Raw genomic sequence first — 17,797 nt, forward strand, 5'->3', positions numbered from 1 at the left:
GTAAAATAAAGAGAATGGCCTCTAAAGCGCGGTAAAACCGAACTCTAGAGGCCTATTTGTGTTCCCTATTTTCCCCACAAGAAATTAATTATAGCCTTATCGACCTGAGCATTATCATGAAGTTTTGAATGTTGAGCGTCTTTTCCAGTTATCTTAAGGACCCGATACGATTTTGCTCGTGACCCTACTAGATACTTAAGAGATAAAGTCGACGCATTATCAACCCGGCCATCAGTCTTATCTCCTACATCTCCAACAATGTTTAAGACAGCTACTTGACCTTTAGGGTACATTTGCCGTGCTTTTGTCATTTGCTGATATGTTGCATTCATTTTATTTGGTTTGCCATCTTTATCTATTTTCATGCCAGCTGGTTGCTGAATTGCAACGGGAACTTGTTTGAAGTCCGGCAAAATGTCCTGCAATATCCACCTGTTTTTGCAATTGCGGCATATTTTGATTTTGTCCATTTCTAAGCATGTAATAAATAATTGAAATATTTCCCAGGGAATGACCAACCATATTAATTTTAGTAATGCGGTATCGCTTCTGCAGTGCTTTTACAACATTCGTAGCATATTCACCATGCTTATTGAAATCTAACTGACGATTGTTTTCATAATTAACTTCAACAATTGGGTTAATTGCTCCCTTATGCATCGAGCCGTGGAGCGTTACCTTACCATCATTACTAACATTAGCACGAATTACGGTACTAGTAACCCCCGCCTTTTTAGCTGCATTTACCATATGTTCTTCAGCGTGATAACTACTCCCGCCACCATGAAAGAAAAGAGTAGGGGTTGTTGATTGCACATATTTACTATGCTTTTGCTGACGCCAAAATGCGCCACCAATTATTGCAATAATAATAACTATTAATGTTGCGGTAATTCCGATATGGCTTTTTTTCATCGTTTTTCTGCCTTTCCTTACGTCTAAATTTTTAAATTTTTCTTTAACTTATCAGTGCCATAGCCGTTGCCAAAAGTTCCCGCGCCGCACATCATTAACGCTATACAAGGAATAAGTCAAAGGCTCGCCAGTCAACGTTTCCAATTGGTCACTCGTTATCCTTAAGTTACCAACATGCTCGCCTTTCCAAATAGGCGCTTCTAATTGACTAGTTTTATATTGAGTTCCGATTGTATAGTCGGTTTTTGTGTCATAGGGGCTCCAGATTGTTACCTGCTGTGGACCTAGTTTCATTGTTTTTTCAGCTCCATTAGCCACTTTACGTGTTGTTACTGAAGAAGGCACTTTTATTTTTTGGAGGTGATATTCACTTTTAAGAATATTATATAAGTCTTGTGTTGCCTTAAATCGATTATCCTTATTATCACCTTTTGAATGCAAAATAACGGTAACAATTCGATGGCCGCGATATTTACCCGTACTAGCAAAACAAGCCCCTGCACTATCAGAAGTTCCAGTCTTTAAGCCGTCAATCGTTACTCCTTTTACAGTGTACTGCTCACCGGGAAGCATTTTATTTAAGTTTTTCTCAGTCTTAACTTGGTCCTTTGCTATTTGAAATTTCACTTCTTTTTGGGCAGTGATTTGGAGAATCTCAGGATAATGTCTTATAAGATATTGCGATAAAATCGCCACATCACGAGCACTCATAGTATTTGCGGCATTATTAGGAAGGTCGGCTAACTTGAAACTTTTCATATCACCATTATCTAAGCCAACCGAATTAACAATGTTGGTATGAGTCATTCCAATCTTCTTAGCCTTTTGCATCATCTTAAGGTTAAACTCATCGGTCCCATCTCCCGTGGCAGTTGCAAGAGCGACAGTCGCTCCGTCAGCTGATTTGACAAGTGCGGCATTTATTAGTGTACGGACAGAGTAAGATTGACCTGCTTTTAACCCAATTGATGAGTAAGAAGAATCGTTTGAAATTGCCGCAATTTCGGGGGTTATTTTTACTTGGGTATCCCACGAAAGCTGTTTTTGCTGAATCTCGTCTTCAATTACCAAGATTGTCAAAAGCTTTGTGATCGAAGCTACTGGAAGTGCTTTTTCAATATTTTGCTTATAAATAATCTGGCCGGTAGATGCATCAACCATTATCGCTGCCGTCGCATCAATTCGACTGCTGGCTAAAACCGGTTGACTCCCTACCGTCAACACCATGAATAGAGATAAAATAAAAACTATCATTTTTTTCATGAAATCTATTCTCCTATTTCCTCCAAGTACGGTAAGATAAACTTAGCAATAAATAATAAAGGAATCCATCATGAATAAAGAAATTAAACATTTGCTTTTGATCTCGGTCACTCTATTCCTCATCTTTATTTTTATCTTTAATGTCTACACATATCACGCTGCTAATTTTGTCCCGCAAGCAAGTAAAGCAAGTCAAATTATCAACCGAACTCGGCTTCGTTCTCCCAATATTAACCGTCCCTCGGAAAAGTGGACATATCCTAATGTTAATAACTCGCATATTGAATTAATCGCATTAAAAAAGCCGCAACAAGTTTTAGTTATTAATTCTAACAGTCATCGCGTAATCTACATTGTACATGCCCAAATCAATTTACCGGCACAGAAAAGTCCTCTTCATATCCTTCACGCCCGGGGACAGCAAATATATCATATCAATGGTTCGCGGCAAGCTGTATCTAAAAATTGGCTAGGAATCAGTAATGGTAATTATATTGAAACTCCAGTTACGGATATGAACAGCCACCGTGTCCCGCATAACCTGAAAAAAATACCGAAAGTTGAAAATACTATTCAAGTATCGCATGCCGATGCCAAATGGCTTCAAGCATTGCCAGAAAACACACCCTTATTAGTTAAGGAGGGCTATTAAAATGTTTTTAAGATTAAAGCAAGGCCGCTTTTTTAACCATTTACTTGGCAGCAACCTCATTTTATTAATTCTGATATTCTTTTATGACCTGCTTGCCTACTTTGTCCCCTTAGCTAAAATCACTATCATTCAAATCGTTCTAATCTTCTTTATAATTGATCTAATTTTAATTGGTCTTAAAATTATCTCCTTACACGATTAACCGACAATCTCAATCTTAGTCCCGACTGGCAGATTTTGTTCCATCCATTGGGCATCTGGAATTGAAAGCCTGATACAACCATGTGAACCCTGTGTTTTGCCGAGCTTTGCAGCTTCTTCTTCATTATATTTGCCATCCGCTTTAGTAGGGACGCTATGGAATAAATATTCACCATGATTCTTCCATGAAACATAGTAATTAGCCCCTTCTTTCAAAGATTGGTTGAAGAAGCTATCACCGCGTTCTTGCTGAGCATAAAATGTTCCTGTCGGGGTTGCACTCTTCATTTCTCCTGTCTTGGGATCCTTCTTATAGATTCCGCCAGTGCTATACATCGTGTAAATAATTTTTGAACCATCATATAAATATGTCCGGTTATTTTTAAGATCAACTTTAATCCAAAAATTCTTTACCTTGCTTAAATCAGGATAAGGGATTGTTTCTGAAGACTTATGCCAATCAATCGGTGTTCGCATATGACTTGCACTATTATTGTTATTATTTGATTTCTTTTCCTTTACTTGCGATTCAACTGTTGCTTTCTCTGAATGGGTATTCGAAGCAGCATGTAATTCTGGACCAATTGCAATTATTGCTACTAACAAGCAAAATATTCCATAAATCCAATGCTTTACTCGTAAGTTCAAGTTAATTTCTCCTTTACAGATAATTCAAAACATCACTATTATATTATAGGGAATTTTTTATTCAATCTTCATTTTAGAAAGGTGTTTAAAATGCGGGATAATCTTAAGGTTTCATATCTAACTGCTATCTTTTTCTTTATTGTTGCTATAATTTACGCAAACTTTTCATAAGTTCTGACGGGGATTTCAATATGACATCATTTCTTTCAAAATTATCGACTATCTGGTTCTACATTATCAATCATAAATGGTCAAAAGACATTTTACGAGCTAATTTGCTTTTTATTTTTCTCGTGATTGCCTATGACCTTTTTCATCTTTCCTTAAAAGCAATTGGTTGGCGAATATTTTTTAAAGTATTTCTACTACTAAATATTTGTCTATTCTTTAAGTTTTTTCTTGATGGAATTGACCGTTATTTAAAAGCCCGTTAATTTTATAATCTTTTTATTGAGTATTTAAGTAGACGTGCTAAGATAAAAACGTGATTATTTTTAATTTGAGGAAGGTATAATGCGTTCAAATATTAAATACTGGTTGACTGGATTAGTCGCACTACTAATCATCTTAATTGCCGGTATGTATATCCACCAAACAAATCATTTTAATAAAAATGTGACAATCAACAATATTGCTGTTGGTGGACTTACCGCAAAGCAAGCTTTTGAAAAGGTAAAGGGAACCTCAGGAGCTACAAAAGTATACGTCGACAATAAATTAGTTTACCAATCTAAACCAATGAAAGCCAAGTTCACAAATGATGATGAGCAAAAATTTAATCAAGCCTTAAAGAAGCAGTTTTCGCTCTTTCCATCGCATAAAGAAATAGATTTGGCAGTTAAGCCGGATAATTTTGATGAATCCTCACTAAACACCGCCAAATCTAAGGTAACTGAACAGGTTCAACAACTCAATGCTAAGCGTAAGGCCCCCGTTGATGCGTACGCCATTTATCGTAATGATAAAGTTTCAATCGTTCCAGCTGTAAACGGAACTAAATACAACCTTCAAAATGCCATTAATCAGTTAAATAACCAAGCGGGAAGTACTAAAATCAACATCGCGTTGCATAATGAAAAGCCGCTTTCTGCCAATAGTAAAACTGTTAAGAATGAGCAACAACAACTAGAGAAACTAAAGAGTAAAAAAGTAACCTACCTCGTTCAAGATAAAAAGTATAATTTTGCAAGCAGCCAGATTATTACCGAAGCTACGTACCGCAACGGAAAATTTAACTTTAATACTGCTGCATTAAATAAGCAAATTAAAAAGATTAATAACGAGCAGGCTACTCTTGGCAAGCCATTCAAATTTAGGACCCATTCCGGTTCTGAAATTACAACTACTGCTAATGGTTCCTATGGTTGGAAAATTAGTGAGAAAAAGGCCGGTGACTCACTAACAAAGGCAATTGTTAACGGACAGCAGGAAGTTAACGGGAAAAACGACATAGAAGGTACTGGCTATAATACTACCGGTCTTGGCTACAACGTTACCACTAATCACGGAATCGGTAACACTTATGCCGAAGTTTCGTTAGCTGACCAACGAGCCTACTTCTACAAAGATGGAAAATGCGTGCTTGAATCAGATATCGTAAGCGGAACTAACAACGAAGGCAATAAAACGCCAAAGGGAGTCTGGTATATTATGTACCAGCAAAGTCCATCGGTTCTCCGCGGCCAAAATGATGATGGGTCTAGTTATGCAAGCAAAGTTAATTACTGGTCACCATTTACCGAAACCGGCTGTGGCTTCCACGATGCAAGTTGGCGCCATAATTGGTCAAAGACTGCCTACCTAAATGATGGTTCGCATGGTTGTATTAACATGCAGCCAAGTATTGCTGGTCAAGCCTACCATGACTTAGAAAAAGATGAACCGGTTATTGTTTACTAAATTACTGAAAGCTCTTAGCAATTTGCTGAGGGCTTTTTATCTCCCTATCTTTATATACGGATAGGGTGCTGTCTTTTTAAAGATAAATTTACATCATATCTGTGAACCTTCTTACCCTAAATCGTGTTACATTTAAGGTGTATATTTAGGAGGCTTACATTATGACAGATAAAATTGTTACTGCAGAAGAAATGCGTCATTATGATTCTTATACAATTAATACTATTGGTATCCCTTCCCTTGTATTAATGGAGCGAGCTGCCCTAGCCGTTCGAGATGAAATTCTACATGCTTTCCCACTAAACCTTAAAAATGTTGTTGTCGTTGCTGGAAGCGGAAATAATGGCGGCGACGGATTAGCAATCGCCCGGCTACTTCATATTGCTGGCGTTCATGTCTCAATACTTAATGTTGGTAATCCTGCCCACGCTTCAAATGAGCACCAAACCCAAGACAACATTGTGAAATACTATCAAATTCCTGAAACAACTGATTTTGCCGTTCTTGACAATGCAACTTTAATAGTTGACGCAATGTTTGGAATCGGGATTGATCGTCCAGTAACGGGCAATTACGCTGAGGCTATTAAGGCAATTAATAATACAGATGCTATTGTGGTTGCTGTCGACATGCCTTCTGGAATTAACACTGATACCGGAGAAATAATGGGAACTGCTGTTAAAGCTACCGCTACTGTTACATTCGCATATAACAAGGTCGGTCTAGTAAAAGGCGATGGTGCTAGTTATGCTGGTCGTATTGTTATCGCTAATGACATGGGAACCTATGCTATTGATGATTAAAGCCGCTTTTATCCTCAAGTCATTTCACTATTAATATCTAATTATTAATATTATTATAATAACTGGTAGGAGTTTTGATGAATTGATTTGGAGGTAAATAATATGTCAGAATTAACGACCAAGTTATTTTTAGATATTAAAGATTTCGAGAAATATCAGGCAATGCTAAAATGTCACGTTCATATTGAAGAAGAACGTCGTGGCGAATATTGCTTGTCCGGCTATCCTGACCGTCATAATTACCATCGTCTCCTCCGTATTTTACGAGGACATAATGATGGCCTATTGAGTCACCAATTAATTTATGAGTTTGACTACCGTCCGAGTGAACTTAGTGATGCTACTAAAGCGTTAGTAGCAAATAACCTGGCAACAACCAGTATTATCAGTGATGAGGAATATAAAATTCGTCTTACCGATGAAGGAATAGAAGCAGCTGACAAGCTATTATCTAGACGTGATAACATCGCAGAAGCAGCTTACCATACCTTAAGTAATGATGAACAACGTGAACTTGACAATCTTATTAACAAGTTGCTGGAAGATTATAAGAATCGCAATGTTAACTACATTGCACTTGAGAATATTTGCAACTAAATTCTTGAAAAAACGAATGAGACCGAGAAAAACAGTTAGTTTTTCTCGGTCTCTATTTATTACCATCTTGGTAAATTATTTCAAATATTTAGCAGGTTCTGCAATGAAATCAGCGATCTTTACGTCAACCGTGTCTTTCGTTGCTGCATTCTTTAATTGGAACTGTCCTTCTTCAACTTCACGAGTTCCAAACACAGCAAAGTATTTTGCATTACGACGGAAAGCTTCCTTAATCTGTTTTCCAACCTTCACACCACTATAATCCTTATCTGCAATGATTCCTTTTTGCCGAATTTTACTAAGGACTTCAAATGCCATTTCATCCCCTTGCTCATCAGCACTAGCAAAGAAAACATCCAGCTGATCTTTAGGAGCAAATTCTGGATTCTCCTCTTGCAAAAGGAGCATTAATCGTTCAACACCCATTCCAAAACCAATTCCGCCTTCTTCTGGGCCGCCAAGCTGACTAATTAAGCCGTTATAACGTCCACCAGCACAAACAGTCGTAAAACCGCCACCAAATGCTGGCGAATCGGACATGATCTCAAAAATCGTATGGTTATAGTAATCAAGCCCCCGAACCATATTAGTGTCAATTTCAAAGTCAATCCCTAATTTTTTCAATAATGATTGTACTTCATCAAAGTAGGCCTGCGATTCATCATCAAGATAATCAAGAATTGAAGGTGCCTCAGCGACAATCTTTTTATCACCGGCATCTTTACTATCTAATACTCGTAATGGGTTCTTGTATAGACGTTCTTGCGAATCTTTACTCAATTCATCATAGTGTGGTTTTAAATAGTTAATTAAAGCTTCACGATAATCTTCACGAACCTTCTTATCACCAAGCGTGTTAATCACTAATTTAACGTTTGGGATTCCAAATTTCTTAAAGAGTGCCATCGCCATTGAAATAACTTCAACATCAATTTGCGGTGATTCATTATTTAATGCTTCGACCCCAATTTGATGAAATTCGCGTTGACGTCCTGACTGTGGCCGTTCATATCTAAACATTGGTCCCATGTAGTAAACCTTATATGGCTTAGGATATTCCGGACCGTAAAGTTTGTTTTCAACATAAGCCCGAACCACACCAGCAGTACCTTCAGGGCGAAGTGCGATATGACGGTCGCCTTTATCGTGAAAGTCATACATTTCCTTTTCAACGATATCAGAAGTGTCCCCTACATTCCGTGAGAAAACATTATAATCTTCAAACATCGGCGTTCGGATTCCCCGATATCCAAATTGGTTAAAGACTTCGCGGGCATTTTGTTCTACTTTTTCCCAAATACCTGTAGTACCTGGCAAGATATCAGCTGTTCCCTTTGGCTTTTGATAATCCATTATTTACTTTTCCCCTTTCGTTACGTATAAAACAAAAAGCCCTCTAAGACCACGTAGCCTTAGAGGGCGATATTAATCACTGTTCCACCTCTATTTACAGCAACCTCACAGTTACTGCCTCATGAAGTTATTAACTTCTGACGATAACGGATCAACCGGAACAGGCTACTAATCAAGTTCACCTATTCAGCTAGTAGAGGTGGATCATACCTGTCTCCAGCTCTCAACACTACCGGATCTCTGTTTATTACACAGGTACTTTGTTTCTACGTCAATGCTTTTATAATACAATAGTGATTTTACCATAGCTTAATCAATTTGGGTATCATTTCTCTAAATTAAGCCGATGCTGGATTCGATGCAAATAATATAAATAAATACAAATAATCCCAAGCGTTATAATCATCATCCCAAAGACTGACAGGAATAATATCTGATAGTTGCCCTTTTCGATAATATATCCCCCATATAAGGGACCGAGTGCGCGACCGATTGACATCATAATGTTAAGCAAACCTTGATAATGCCCTGCTTCATTCACATTAGTTAATTGTGTAATCCATGCTGGAAGACCTGCAAAACTCGTCATTTCCCCAATTGTTAAAATTACAAAATCAAGGACAAAGGCAAATAACGTTCGCGCAAAAATTAGCAAGAAAAATGAGACCGCAAAAATAAAGAGGCCGATTATAATCTGTGTTGACAGCCTCATGTACGGGCTTAGCTTATTTACCAACGGCTGACCGACAATAATCAATACCCCGTTTAGTGTCCACAACATGCTATATGCATAAAATGGAATCCCCATATTAGTCATGTGGACAGCCATTACACTTTCCCACAGTGAATAACTAAGATGGACCGTGATGTAATTTATTAAAATGAACCAAACAAGAATAATCCACCGGTGATGCAGCTGACGGGGGACCTTATGACGCTCCTTAATCCCCTGCGCTTTCTTAGCTACCCCCACTTCAACGTTAAAGGTTAATATTACCAAAATTGTTAAGAACGCATAGAAAACTGTTGCAGCGACAAAAACAACCACAACACTGATTGGTAATAAGACACCAACTAATAACGTTCCAATGACCACTCCAATATTGAATGCCATGTAGATATAGTTAAAAACATAGCGAGCCGGATGGTCACTTACCATTGCCCCATAGGAATTAACTATTGTAGCATTAATTCCATCACCAAAACTATTAATGGTAATTAAGACAGCATACCACGGCCAACCGTGAATAAAGATTAGCAGGAAAATTGCCAACGTGGATAAGCTAACACCAATTAAAGCTGTCTGATACTGTCGCCAGTGATCAAATAACCAGCCTCCTAAATAGTTACCGCTCATCATTGCAATGGACATCACCAACATGACAAAACCTGCAGTTGTCAGACTTTGACCCAGATAGTTATGCAAGTACATGGTTGTAAGCGGCCATAAAAAAGCTGCCCCAGTGTTATTTAATAAACTAGCAAAGGCAACCCATTTTAATTTTACTGTTTGTTGCTTCATCATTTAACGTTCAGATACCATTTCAGGAGAAGGAACCCGTAAAAGCGTATAGGTAGCAGCATTACGATTTGCTTTTAATCCTAGTCCATTAATAACCGTATTTTTATACTTAACATCCATTACGGCAGCAAATGCATGACCTGTCTTTGCGTCTTCTTTTTCTAGCTGTTTCTTATCCCATGGCAAGGCACTAGCACTTAAGTTAATGATTCGTGAGCCGTCAGATACAGACCCGAAGCGAGAATTTGTTGTGTATTTATCATTACCGGTCCAATATGTGTAAGAAACAATCGGATGTTTGCCACTCTTGCTGCGAGTAGCTAAAACATAATAAAAATCATCTGACTTGTTCCCCATTTGTAATGGTTTACAAGTAATTGATGTCCGTGTTTCTTGGTGGTTATTGATATCAACCGGTCGGAAGAATGTTAGGTACAGCATCCCTCCTAACCAGCATAATGACACAAGCAACAGAATTATATAGCGAATCATCAAGCTAGTCTCAACTACTTTTTTTGTCTTGGCAATCAGCATCAACTGATGAACGCGGATATAATGGATAACATAGCAAAAAAACAGAATTGAACATATCCAAGATACCCATCCTAACCAATTCCAACTCATAACTTACAAATACTCCATTCTCTAAAAAGATTTACCTTGATTATCACACAAAATCATTCACTTGTCGTTAAATCTTAGCCACAAACAGATAAATTTAATAAAATAAACTACTTGGATCTATTCAAACTGTGCTAAACTATTTTTTGGTAACAAGCCGTGTCTTGATTTAGAATAGGACATAAGAGTAAAATTATTTAATAATTCCATTAAGGAGGAGTTTTTTCATGGACAATTTGAGTGAGCTTGCTCAAGAATTGATTAACTTTGAGCGTGAAAATGACTTAAATGATAATGAAGTTGCTTTTGGCAGTCATCTTTCTGTCGAACGAATTCACGAGATTAAATCATCTAACACCCCTGTAACTTCAGAAGAAGTCGAATTGCTTCAACGGTTCATGCAAAGTAAGTAACATTATGATTCATGCCGTCGTGGCAAAAACTTAACGTAAATATTATGGAACAAAATTATAACTTAATTTTTGTCCTGTAAAAAAGGAGATCGGAAAAAGTAAAATTTTCCGGTCTCCATTTTTTATGGCTGATAAAATTCAACGGGTACAAGGGTTGTTTTTATAGTTTCATTTGGTGTCTCAATTCTTTTCATCAATGTGCGAATTAATTCTTGGGCAAGTAACGGGATCGGTTGAATAACAGTTGGCAAATATGGCGCCAATTTTCGGATTAACTGCGAGCCGTCATAGCCTGTAATGAAAAAGTCTTTATTTATTTGCTTTCCCGCACTGCGATAGAGGTTGTAAATCGTTAGCGCTTGAACATCATTAGAAGCTAAAACACCATCATAGTTTCCGGGAAATGTTGCTTTTAAGTCTAAATTCTGGATTGCTAACGGCTCAAAGTCGCGGTTTTGCTTGTTTAGGAAATCAAGTGCGCCCTGAATCCGGTTAATCGTTGGCGAGACAGATGTATCTTCATCAACAATCACTGCTAAGTGCTTAACATCATGATCCACTAAATATTTAGCTGCTAATTCGCCACCGTGATAACTATCTGCCGCAACAATCGGAATGTTATCAGCTAAATATCGATCAAATGAAACGATTGGGGCTGTTAATTGGTGATACTCTTTAATATCAAGATTGTGCGAACTTGATATAATTCCATCAACCTGGTTAGCCATTAACATATTTAAATACTCATGTTCGATTTCTGGATTTTGTGCAGATGATGCAATAATTGTTTTATAACTTTTCTTAAACAATTCATGTTCTAATTCATTTGCCAATTCAGCAAAGAAGGGATTAGTTAGGTTAGGAAAAATTAAGCCTACAAACTTAGACGGCTTCCCTTGCATTGCCCGTGCTAGTGCATTTGGTTGATAGTTTAACTCCCGCATTGCCGCATGAACCTTATCAATTGTCTTTTGACTTAATGAACCGTAATTGTTTATTACACGGGAAACAGTAGTCACTGAAACCCCGGCTAGTTGGGCGACATCTTTTAACTTAGCAACCATTTTAAAACTCCTCATTAATTTAAGTTACTTTATTATAGCTTACTAAATTTGAACAATCGATGATTATTTCTAAACTTATACTATACATTCTACCTACAATACTATAATTACATATGTTTATTCTATCATTTGTTTTAAAATGTTTTTCAATCGATAAAGTAGTTCTTGTGAAGATGGTAATTATTGATTTTATACGATTTAAATAGCGATTTTAAAGGATATATCGCTTTTCCGCCACCCAAATTGGATTGACGCTCGGAAAAATTAATGCTAGGTTATTAGTAGTTGAAATCTTTAGAACTTCTTAAACTTTTTTACTTTTTGCTATCATTTTAATTTATGAAATGATTAATAAGCCACTTTTAAATATTATGTTTAAGATCTTTAATATATAACATAAGGAGTCTCTGCCAATGAATCATCAATCAAATACAGATCCAGCAACACATTTTAAAATGTACAAGAGTGGAAAAAAATGGATGTTTGCTGGTTTAACTGCTGTTACTTTAATAACTACTACTGGTGCTGTTGCTCATGCTGCTGACAATGCGCCAGTTTCAAATAACCAACCAGTTGCTGCTACTACACAACAAAGCAGTGCTGACAGCACAAGTGCTTCAAGTGCTGTTCAAAGTAGTGCTAACGCTGTCAGTGCATCATCTGCAACGAGTTCTGCTGCTAGTGCTGCTCAAGCTTCTAGTGCCGTTGCCAGCACCGCTCCTGCCTCTTCTGCAGTAAGCGCACAAAAACAAGCTACTCCTGCTGCTCCACAAGCAACAAGTGCAGCTCAAGAAAATGCAACTACCGACCTTAATAGTCTTCACTTTAGTAATAATGCTTCTCAACAAGCCTTTATTCAAAGTGTTGCTCCCGGTGCAATTCAAGGATGGAATGAATACAAGGTTCTTCCTTCTGTAACTGTTGCACAGGCCATTGTTGAAAGTGGCTGGGGACGTTCTGCTTTATCTACACAAGCACATAACCTCTTTGGTATCAAGGGTTCATACAATGGTAATTCTGTTACTATGAGAACTCGTGAAGTTTACGGTGGTCGGAGTGTTTATGTTAACGCTAATTTCCGTGCATATGCTAATAACTCCGAATCAGTTGCAGACCACGGTCGATTCCTTAATGTAAACCGGCGTTACAGTAACTTGCTCGGCGATACAGACTATGCTTCTGTTGCCAGAAAATTACGTCAAGATGGTTATGCTACTGACCCAAGTTACGCTAGCACCTTAATTCGCTTTGTTCAAACTTACAATTTAAACCAACTAGATGCTGTTGCTCTTTCTGGTAAGGTTGTTACAAACAAGCAAACAAACAGTGCTCAAAATCCAGAAACAAATGTAAATGTTTCCTCAAATACAGGTTATTATACTGTTAAGAGCGGTGATACTTTATCACGCATTGCTGGTGAATTTAGCACAACGGTTAATAAGTTAGCTTCATTAAATGACATCCATAATGTAAACCGGATTTACGTTGGTCAACGGCTCTTGGTTCGTCAACCTGCTGCAACCCAACAGACTTCAACAACTGCACCTGCTAAGCAAGCTGAATCTACAAATACTAACAGCAATACCAATACATACACTGTTCAAAACGGGGATACTCTTTCCGGTATTGCAAATAAGTTTAATACTACTTACACACACTTAGCTCAAGTTAACCACATTAGCAATCCTAATTTGATCCGCGTTGGTCAAGTGTTAACTATTCATCAATCAACTTCAAACCAAAGCAGTAACGCTGCTTCAACTGCACATCAAACAAGCAGTAATACCACAACTAGTCACGGTACTTACACCATTCAACGTGGTGACACCCTTTCTGCTATTGCTGTACGGTTCAACACTACAACAGCTGCTTTAGCTTCAGCCAACCATATCGAAAATCCAAACTTGATTCGGGTTGGTCAACAATTACAAGTTAACGGTACAACAAATTCAACAGTTCGCGTTCGTTCAAACAATAATTATTCAACGGCTAACCGTGGAAGCTACGTTGTACAAAGCGGTGATTCATTATCTAAGATTGCTGCTTACCATGGCTTAAATTGGCGGGCAATCGCTGCTAAGAATAACTTACAAAGTCCATATACTATTTTTGTAGGGCAACACTTAGCACTATAAAACTACCGATAACCCATTTATATTATATAAAGCAAAAGGTATAAGAAAATCTATGCTTTTTGCTTTTTTGTTTTAAAAAAAATATTTTATGTTTTAGAATAAGAGTAAGCAGTTTATTGTTAATATTCACGAACTAATATTTAGGGAGTTTATAGAAAGTAAGTGGTATTTATTGTGGTAAACCGTCGAACGACTGATATTCCAAACGTTAATAAGATCAGCCAACTATTTAAGCTATTGGGTAATCCCAAAAGATTACAACTATTATATTTGCTTATTCAACATTCAATGAGCGTTTCTGAAATTAGTATGAAGTTGAACTGGGAACAATCGGGGGTTTCCCACCAACTGCAACTATTGCGAAAATATAATTTAGTTCAACAACGGCGAGAGGGAAAGACCGTCATCTATCATCTGGAAGATCCACAGGTAATGACCCTAATCGCTGATGTTTTAAGTCATGCTGAAAAAATTATCTAATTTAGTGAATATTAATTGGGATCCCCCAATTGCTATAAAAGAAAGGCGTTTAGAACTCATGCTAAGGCAAACTTAGTAATGACTTCTAAACGTCTTTTTCGTTAATCTATAAATTGAATCTTAAACCGTTCATTTTCTAAAACGCCTTTTACAATAAGCGACTTACCATTATGAAATTGCTCTTTATCCAGCCAAAAGCCCAGATGAGCATGACTGTAAAACTTAAAACTATACCGCGGTGCAACATCAATATTACTAATCCGCATCACACCCTGCGAACCATCGGAACAAATAACTGCCTGTGATTGATTATTATTGTGAACATATACTGTTGTCACTTTTAACACCTCCATAATAATTATACACTATATTTTGGTATGCCTAAAATATTTTTTAAAGAAAAAGTATCAATTTTCAAAAGAATTGAAAACTGATACTTTTGCTTAGTCAGCTGCTAGGGCATCAATTGGGTTTAAATTGGCAGCTCGACGTGCCGGTAGTAAGGCAGCAACAAATGAAATCACAATTGCAATTACAATCGCGAAAATAACGTTGCCAACCGTAATCTGAACAATATTATATTTGATTAAGCCATATAAAGCATGGTTGAGAAGCAATGCCACAATTCCGACAATTACCAATGCCAGTATTGCGGAAAAGAATCCGATAAAGACTGATTCGGACGTAAATAAGCGGCGAATATCTTTTTTCCGTTCTCCAAGTGCTCGTAAGATTCCAATTTCCTTTGTTCGCTCTGACACTGACATATACATTGTCACGATAATCATTAATGCGGAAACAAGTAATGAAATACCAGCTATTGCAGCGAGAACAGTTGAAGCAAGGCTGACATAAGTATTAACGGTCTTCAGAATTGACCCGACAGTAATTGCACCCATCACACGTTTATTGTTAGTGTCACGAAGATTATCAATCTTAGCAGCTACGTCTTGCACATTATCCAAATTATTTACATTAACAGTTGCAAAGTTCGCTGCCGTTGATGCATTAGCTTTATTTAGGCGTTCCACCATTGTTGCATAGGTAATAGCAGTCACACTGCTTGCGCCCTCTGAAATCCCTGAAACCTTAAACCGGCCTTGAACAGGGACTGGGTTATTATTCTTATCAACCCAATTAAATGAAACATCGATAGTTTTACCGATCATTTTCTTATAATTCTTCGCACTGGAAAGTTGAATAGCCTGCTGTTTGGCGAGGACAATTTCACCGTTTCCCGGTTTATGTCCTTGTTTTATCGAACTGCTGGTTACCGATTTGCTCCACGTTTGTAACGATGTTCCGCTTTGCTTATTTCCGTTATACGTTGCCTGATAGGCGCTTACTGTTATTCCCGGTTCAACTGACGAAACGTTCTTAATTTTACTAAGCCGCTTCAAATTATGATCACTTAACGTCATCGACTGTGGATCTGTTGCCATCGTTCGTCCTAATGACGATTGAATCTGTTCTTGCGTCATTTTTTTACCGGTTGGATTTTTAAATACCGTGACAGCTTGCGGATTTGCCAATGAGTTTATCTGATTTTGAATATACCCATTTATTCCATTTCCTAACCCGCTAAATAGCAGCACAGCAAAAATACCGATTGCGGTTCCCAGCATAATTAATGAGTTCCGCCAAAAATTATATATAAAATGCTTAAATGCGGTTCGGTAGCTCGCCATTGCCGGAAGAACACGCGGCGTTATCTTAGTAGGATCATCAGGAATCGGATAGGCGGGATGCAATCGAGTATCACCATCAATCTTTCCGTCCGCCAAGTGAACAATTCGCGTCCCGTTATCGGCCACTTCTTGCGAATGCGTAACCGCAATTACTAATTTACCATCACGGGCAATCTCATCTAATAATGCCAAAACTTCTTTTGTATTTTGGGAATCAAGAGCTCCGGTCGGTTCATCAGCGATAATGATTTGCGGATCACTAGCTAAAGCCCGCGCAATTGCAACCCGTTGCTTTTGCCCCCCTGATAAGTGATTAGGATGCTTTTTTACTTGCTCGCTTAGCCCAACCTTATCGAGAAGCGTCAGTGCTCGTTTTTTTCGCTCTTCTTTCGTTAAAGTGGTCATGTCAAGGGCTACTAAAACATTATCCAGAACTGTCAAATGCGAAATCAGGTTATAAGACTGATAGATATAACCAACTGTTGCTCGTCGATAACTATCAAGCTGCTTTTCTTTCTTATGATCAAGCAGCTTGCCATTCACTAAAACTTCACCTTCAAAATTACGGTCAAGCCCACCAATAATATTCATTAAAGTCGACTTACCACCACCGGATTCACCGAGAATTGATACAAATTCTCCCCGGTTAAATTGAAGATTAATTCCCTTGAGTACCGGGAATTCTTCTTTATCTAAATAATATGATTTATGAATATTTTTCAGTTCTAAAAAAGCCATCTTGTCCTCCTTTTATCATCCGCAAATAGTTAGTTATCTAACTATATCAGGAATAGCTCTAAGTAACAAGAAGTTTTACTAATCCTTTACTATTATTTAGACTATTGCCGGCGATACTTTACTACGTTCTGTAAGCTGACCATCTGCTAATTCATAGATGTGATCCGCATACTTCCTTAAACGTAAATCATGAGTAACAACAATTACGGCCTTTCCCTCATTTTTCGCCATATCTTGAAATAATTGACCAACTGTCTTTACTAAGTTACTATCAAGGGCCGCAGTAGGTTCATCAGCCAGGATTATCTGCGGATCAGTATATAATGCGCGGGCAATAGCTACCCGCTGATTTTGACCACCCGATAGTTCAGCCGGATACTGCTTTAGTAGGTTTTTTATATCAAGTTTCAGTAATAAGTTTTCAAATGCTTTCCGAGAAATATTACCCTTCTTTTTAATTCGATCCACCAACTTAAATTGGTCTGCAATGTTTAAATATGGTAACAGATTATAGGATTGGAGAATAAAACCGATTTTCCTAAGTCTTAACTCGTCCCGTTGCTTAGGAGATAAATGCAGAAGATCCAAACCGTCAATTAGAACTTTCCCAGTTGTCGGTGTTTGTAAGCCACCTGCAATCGTTAAAAACGTACTTTTCCCTGATCCGGACGGGCCAAGAATAAGATTCATCTCGCCAGCATTTGCTTTAAAATTAACATCTTTAAGGACATGAACACGACCAATCCCTTGACCGTAATATTTATTAACATTTTTTAATTCCATCATTGCCATAACTATTACCTCC

General features: G+C 37.7%; 17 protein-coding genes and 1 pseudogene. 8 read left to right on the forward strand and 10 right to left on the reverse strand.

The annotated features are described in order from the left end of the window. Positions 1-65 precede the first annotated feature (65 nt). Positions 66-915 (reverse strand): annotated as a pseudogene (locus tag H5S41_RS08815) (alpha/beta hydrolase). Between the two features lie 51 nt (positions 916-966). Continuing rightward, positions 967-2,178 (reverse strand): D-alanyl-D-alanine carboxypeptidase family protein, encoded by a 1,212-nt coding sequence (locus tag H5S41_RS08820; protein ID WP_182603014.1) that lies wholly within the window; start codon positions 2,176-2,178, stop codon positions 967-969. A gap of 70 nt (positions 2,179-2,248) precedes the next feature. On the opposite strand from H5S41_RS08820, the gene H5S41_RS08825 reads away from it, so the two are divergent. Beyond that, positions 2,249-2,830, forward strand: coding sequence for a hypothetical protein (locus tag H5S41_RS08825; RefSeq protein WP_182603015.1), 582 nt, complete (start codon positions 2,249-2,251; stop codon positions 2,828-2,830). Between the two features lie 198 nt (positions 2,831-3,028). Here H5S41_RS08825 and H5S41_RS08830 read toward each other — a convergent pair whose 3' ends face one another. Beyond that, on the reverse strand, positions 3,029-3,679 hold the full coding sequence (locus H5S41_RS08830) for a L,D-transpeptidase (RefSeq protein ID WP_182603016.1): 651 nt from the start codon (positions 3,677-3,679) through the stop codon (positions 3,029-3,031). A gap of 191 nt (positions 3,680-3,870) precedes the next feature. Here H5S41_RS08830 and H5S41_RS08835 point away from each other — a divergent pair, with 191 nt between their 5' ends. From H5S41_RS08835 to H5S41_RS08850, 4 genes are all read left to right on the forward strand, one after another. After that, positions 3,871-4,113 (forward strand): hypothetical protein, encoded by a 243-nt coding sequence (locus H5S41_RS08835; RefSeq protein WP_153709304.1) that lies wholly within the window; start codon positions 3,871-3,873, stop codon positions 4,111-4,113. A gap of 79 nt (positions 4,114-4,192) precedes the next feature. After that, entirely contained in the window at positions 4,193-5,578 is a 1,386-nt protein-coding gene (locus H5S41_RS08840; protein ID WP_182603017.1) for a L,D-transpeptidase family protein, read from the forward strand. 161 nt (positions 5,579-5,739) lie between these two features. Further along, on the forward strand, positions 5,740-6,381 hold the full coding sequence (locus H5S41_RS08845) for an NAD(P)H-hydrate epimerase (protein ID WP_182603018.1): 642 nt from the start codon (positions 5,740-5,742) through the stop codon (positions 6,379-6,381). A 102-nt stretch (positions 6,382-6,483) separates the two neighbouring features. Further along, complete coding sequence (locus H5S41_RS08850; protein ID WP_182603019.1) at positions 6,484-6,978, forward strand: winged helix DNA-binding protein; 495 nt, start codon at positions 6,484-6,486, stop codon at positions 6,976-6,978. A 75-nt stretch (positions 6,979-7,053) separates the two neighbouring features. Here the strand turns inward: H5S41_RS08850 and hisS are convergent, their stop codons facing one another. The 3 genes from hisS to H5S41_RS08865 form a co-directional block, all read right to left on the reverse strand. Then, positions 7,054-8,331: a histidine--tRNA ligase gene (gene hisS / locus H5S41_RS08855; protein WP_182603020.1), complete on the reverse strand. Its 1,278-nt coding sequence runs from the start codon at positions 8,329-8,331 to the stop codon at positions 7,054-7,056. 325 nt (positions 8,332-8,656) lie between these two features. After that, complete coding sequence (locus H5S41_RS08860) at positions 8,657-9,853, reverse strand: MDR family MFS transporter (RefSeq protein WP_182603201.1); 1,197 nt, start codon at positions 9,851-9,853, stop codon at positions 8,657-8,659. A 3-nt stretch (positions 9,854-9,856) separates the two neighbouring features. After that, positions 9,857-10,477, reverse strand: a complete 621-nt coding sequence (locus tag H5S41_RS08865) for an LVIS_2131 family protein (RefSeq protein ID WP_182598531.1) — start codon at positions 10,475-10,477, stop codon at positions 9,857-9,859. Between the two features lie 224 nt (positions 10,478-10,701). Between H5S41_RS08865 and H5S41_RS08870 the strand changes: the two genes are divergently transcribed. Further along, complete coding sequence (locus H5S41_RS08870) at positions 10,702-10,887, forward strand: LBP_cg2779 family protein (protein ID WP_003665077.1); 186 nt, start codon at positions 10,702-10,704, stop codon at positions 10,885-10,887. Positions 10,888-11,009: 122 nt separating this feature from the next. On the opposite strand, the gene H5S41_RS08875 is transcribed toward H5S41_RS08870, so the two are convergent. After that, positions 11,010-11,951, reverse strand: a complete 942-nt coding sequence (locus tag H5S41_RS08875) for a LacI family DNA-binding transcriptional regulator (RefSeq protein ID WP_182603021.1) — start codon at positions 11,949-11,951, stop codon at positions 11,010-11,012. Between the two features lie 413 nt (positions 11,952-12,364). Between H5S41_RS08875 and H5S41_RS08880 the strand changes: the two genes are divergently transcribed. Continuing rightward, positions 12,365-14,086, forward strand: coding sequence for a LysM peptidoglycan-binding domain-containing protein (locus H5S41_RS08880; RefSeq protein WP_182603022.1), 1,722 nt, complete (start codon positions 12,365-12,367; stop codon positions 14,084-14,086). 162 nt (positions 14,087-14,248) lie between these two features. Further along, a complete protein-coding gene (locus tag H5S41_RS08885) occupies positions 14,249-14,566 on the forward strand; it encodes an ArsR/SmtB family transcription factor (protein WP_076460125.1) in 318 nt (105 codons plus the stop codon). Between the two features lie 101 nt (positions 14,567-14,667). Here H5S41_RS08885 and H5S41_RS08890 read toward each other — a convergent pair whose 3' ends face one another. The 3 genes from H5S41_RS08890 to H5S41_RS08900 form a co-directional block, all read right to left on the reverse strand. Next, positions 14,668-14,904 (reverse strand): hypothetical protein, encoded by a 237-nt coding sequence (locus H5S41_RS08890; RefSeq protein WP_182603023.1) that lies wholly within the window; start codon positions 14,902-14,904, stop codon positions 14,668-14,670. Positions 14,905-15,009: 105 nt separating this feature from the next. After that, the gene (locus tag H5S41_RS08895) at positions 15,010-16,992 is read right to left on the reverse strand and encodes an ABC transporter ATP-binding protein/permease (protein ID WP_182598528.1); all 1,983 of its coding nucleotides are present in this window, start codon (positions 16,990-16,992) and stop codon (positions 15,010-15,012) included. 96 nt (positions 16,993-17,088) lie between these two features. Next, on the reverse strand, positions 17,089-17,784 hold the full coding sequence (locus tag H5S41_RS08900) for an ABC transporter ATP-binding protein (RefSeq protein ID WP_182603024.1): 696 nt from the start codon (positions 17,782-17,784) through the stop codon (positions 17,089-17,091). Positions 17,785-17,797 lie beyond the last annotated feature (13 nt).

This window comes from Limosilactobacillus albertensis, assembly GCF_014145555.1.
Classification (GTDB): Bacteria; Bacillota; Bacilli; order Lactobacillales; family Lactobacillaceae; genus Limosilactobacillus; species Limosilactobacillus albertensis.

What these genes read in the sequence shown, in the direction of transcription:
- H5S41_RS08820 (WP_182603014.1), bottom strand. Translation starts at nt 2,178, where the DNA reads ATGAAAAAAATGATAGTTTTTATTTTATCTCTATTCATGGTGTTGACG.
- H5S41_RS08825 (WP_182603015.1), top strand. Translation starts at nt 2,249, where the DNA reads ATGAATAAAGAAATTAAACATTTGCTTTTGATCTCGGTCACTCTATTC.
- H5S41_RS08835 (WP_153709304.1), top strand. Translation starts at nt 3,871, where the DNA reads ATGACATCATTTCTTTCAAAATTATCGACTATCTGGTTCTACATTATC.
- H5S41_RS08840 (WP_182603017.1), top strand. Translation starts at nt 4,193, where the DNA reads ATGCGTTCAAATATTAAATACTGGTTGACTGGATTAGTCGCACTACTA.
- H5S41_RS08845 (WP_182603018.1), top strand. Translation starts at nt 5,740, where the DNA reads ATGACAGATAAAATTGTTACTGCAGAAGAAATGCGTCATTATGATTCT.
- H5S41_RS08850 (WP_182603019.1), top strand. Translation starts at nt 6,484, where the DNA reads ATGTCAGAATTAACGACCAAGTTATTTTTAGATATTAAAGATTTCGAG.
- hisS (WP_182603020.1), bottom strand. Translation starts at nt 8,331, where the DNA reads ATGGATTATCAAAAGCCAAAGGGAACAGCTGATATCTTGCCAGGTACT.
- H5S41_RS08860 (WP_182603201.1), bottom strand. Translation starts at nt 9,853, where the DNA reads ATGAAGCAACAAACAGTAAAATTAAAATGGGTTGCCTTTGCTAGTTTA.
- H5S41_RS08865 (WP_182598531.1), bottom strand. Translation starts at nt 10,477, where the DNA reads ATGAGTTGGAATTGGTTAGGATGGGTATCTTGGATATGTTCAATTCTG.
- H5S41_RS08870 (WP_003665077.1), top strand. Translation starts at nt 10,702, where the DNA reads ATGGACAATTTGAGTGAGCTTGCTCAAGAATTGATTAACTTTGAGCGT.
- H5S41_RS08875 (WP_182603021.1), bottom strand. Translation starts at nt 11,951, where the DNA reads ATGGTTGCTAAGTTAAAAGATGTCGCCCAACTAGCCGGGGTTTCAGTG.
- H5S41_RS08880 (WP_182603022.1), top strand. Translation starts at nt 12,365, where the DNA reads ATGAATCATCAATCAAATACAGATCCAGCAACACATTTTAAAATGTAC.
- H5S41_RS08895 (WP_182598528.1), bottom strand. Translation starts at nt 16,992, where the DNA reads ATGGCTTTTTTAGAACTGAAAAATATTCATAAATCATATTATTTAGAT.
- H5S41_RS08900 (WP_182603024.1), bottom strand. Translation starts at nt 17,784, where the DNA reads ATGGCAATGATGGAATTAAAAAATGTTAATAAATATTACGGTCAAGGG.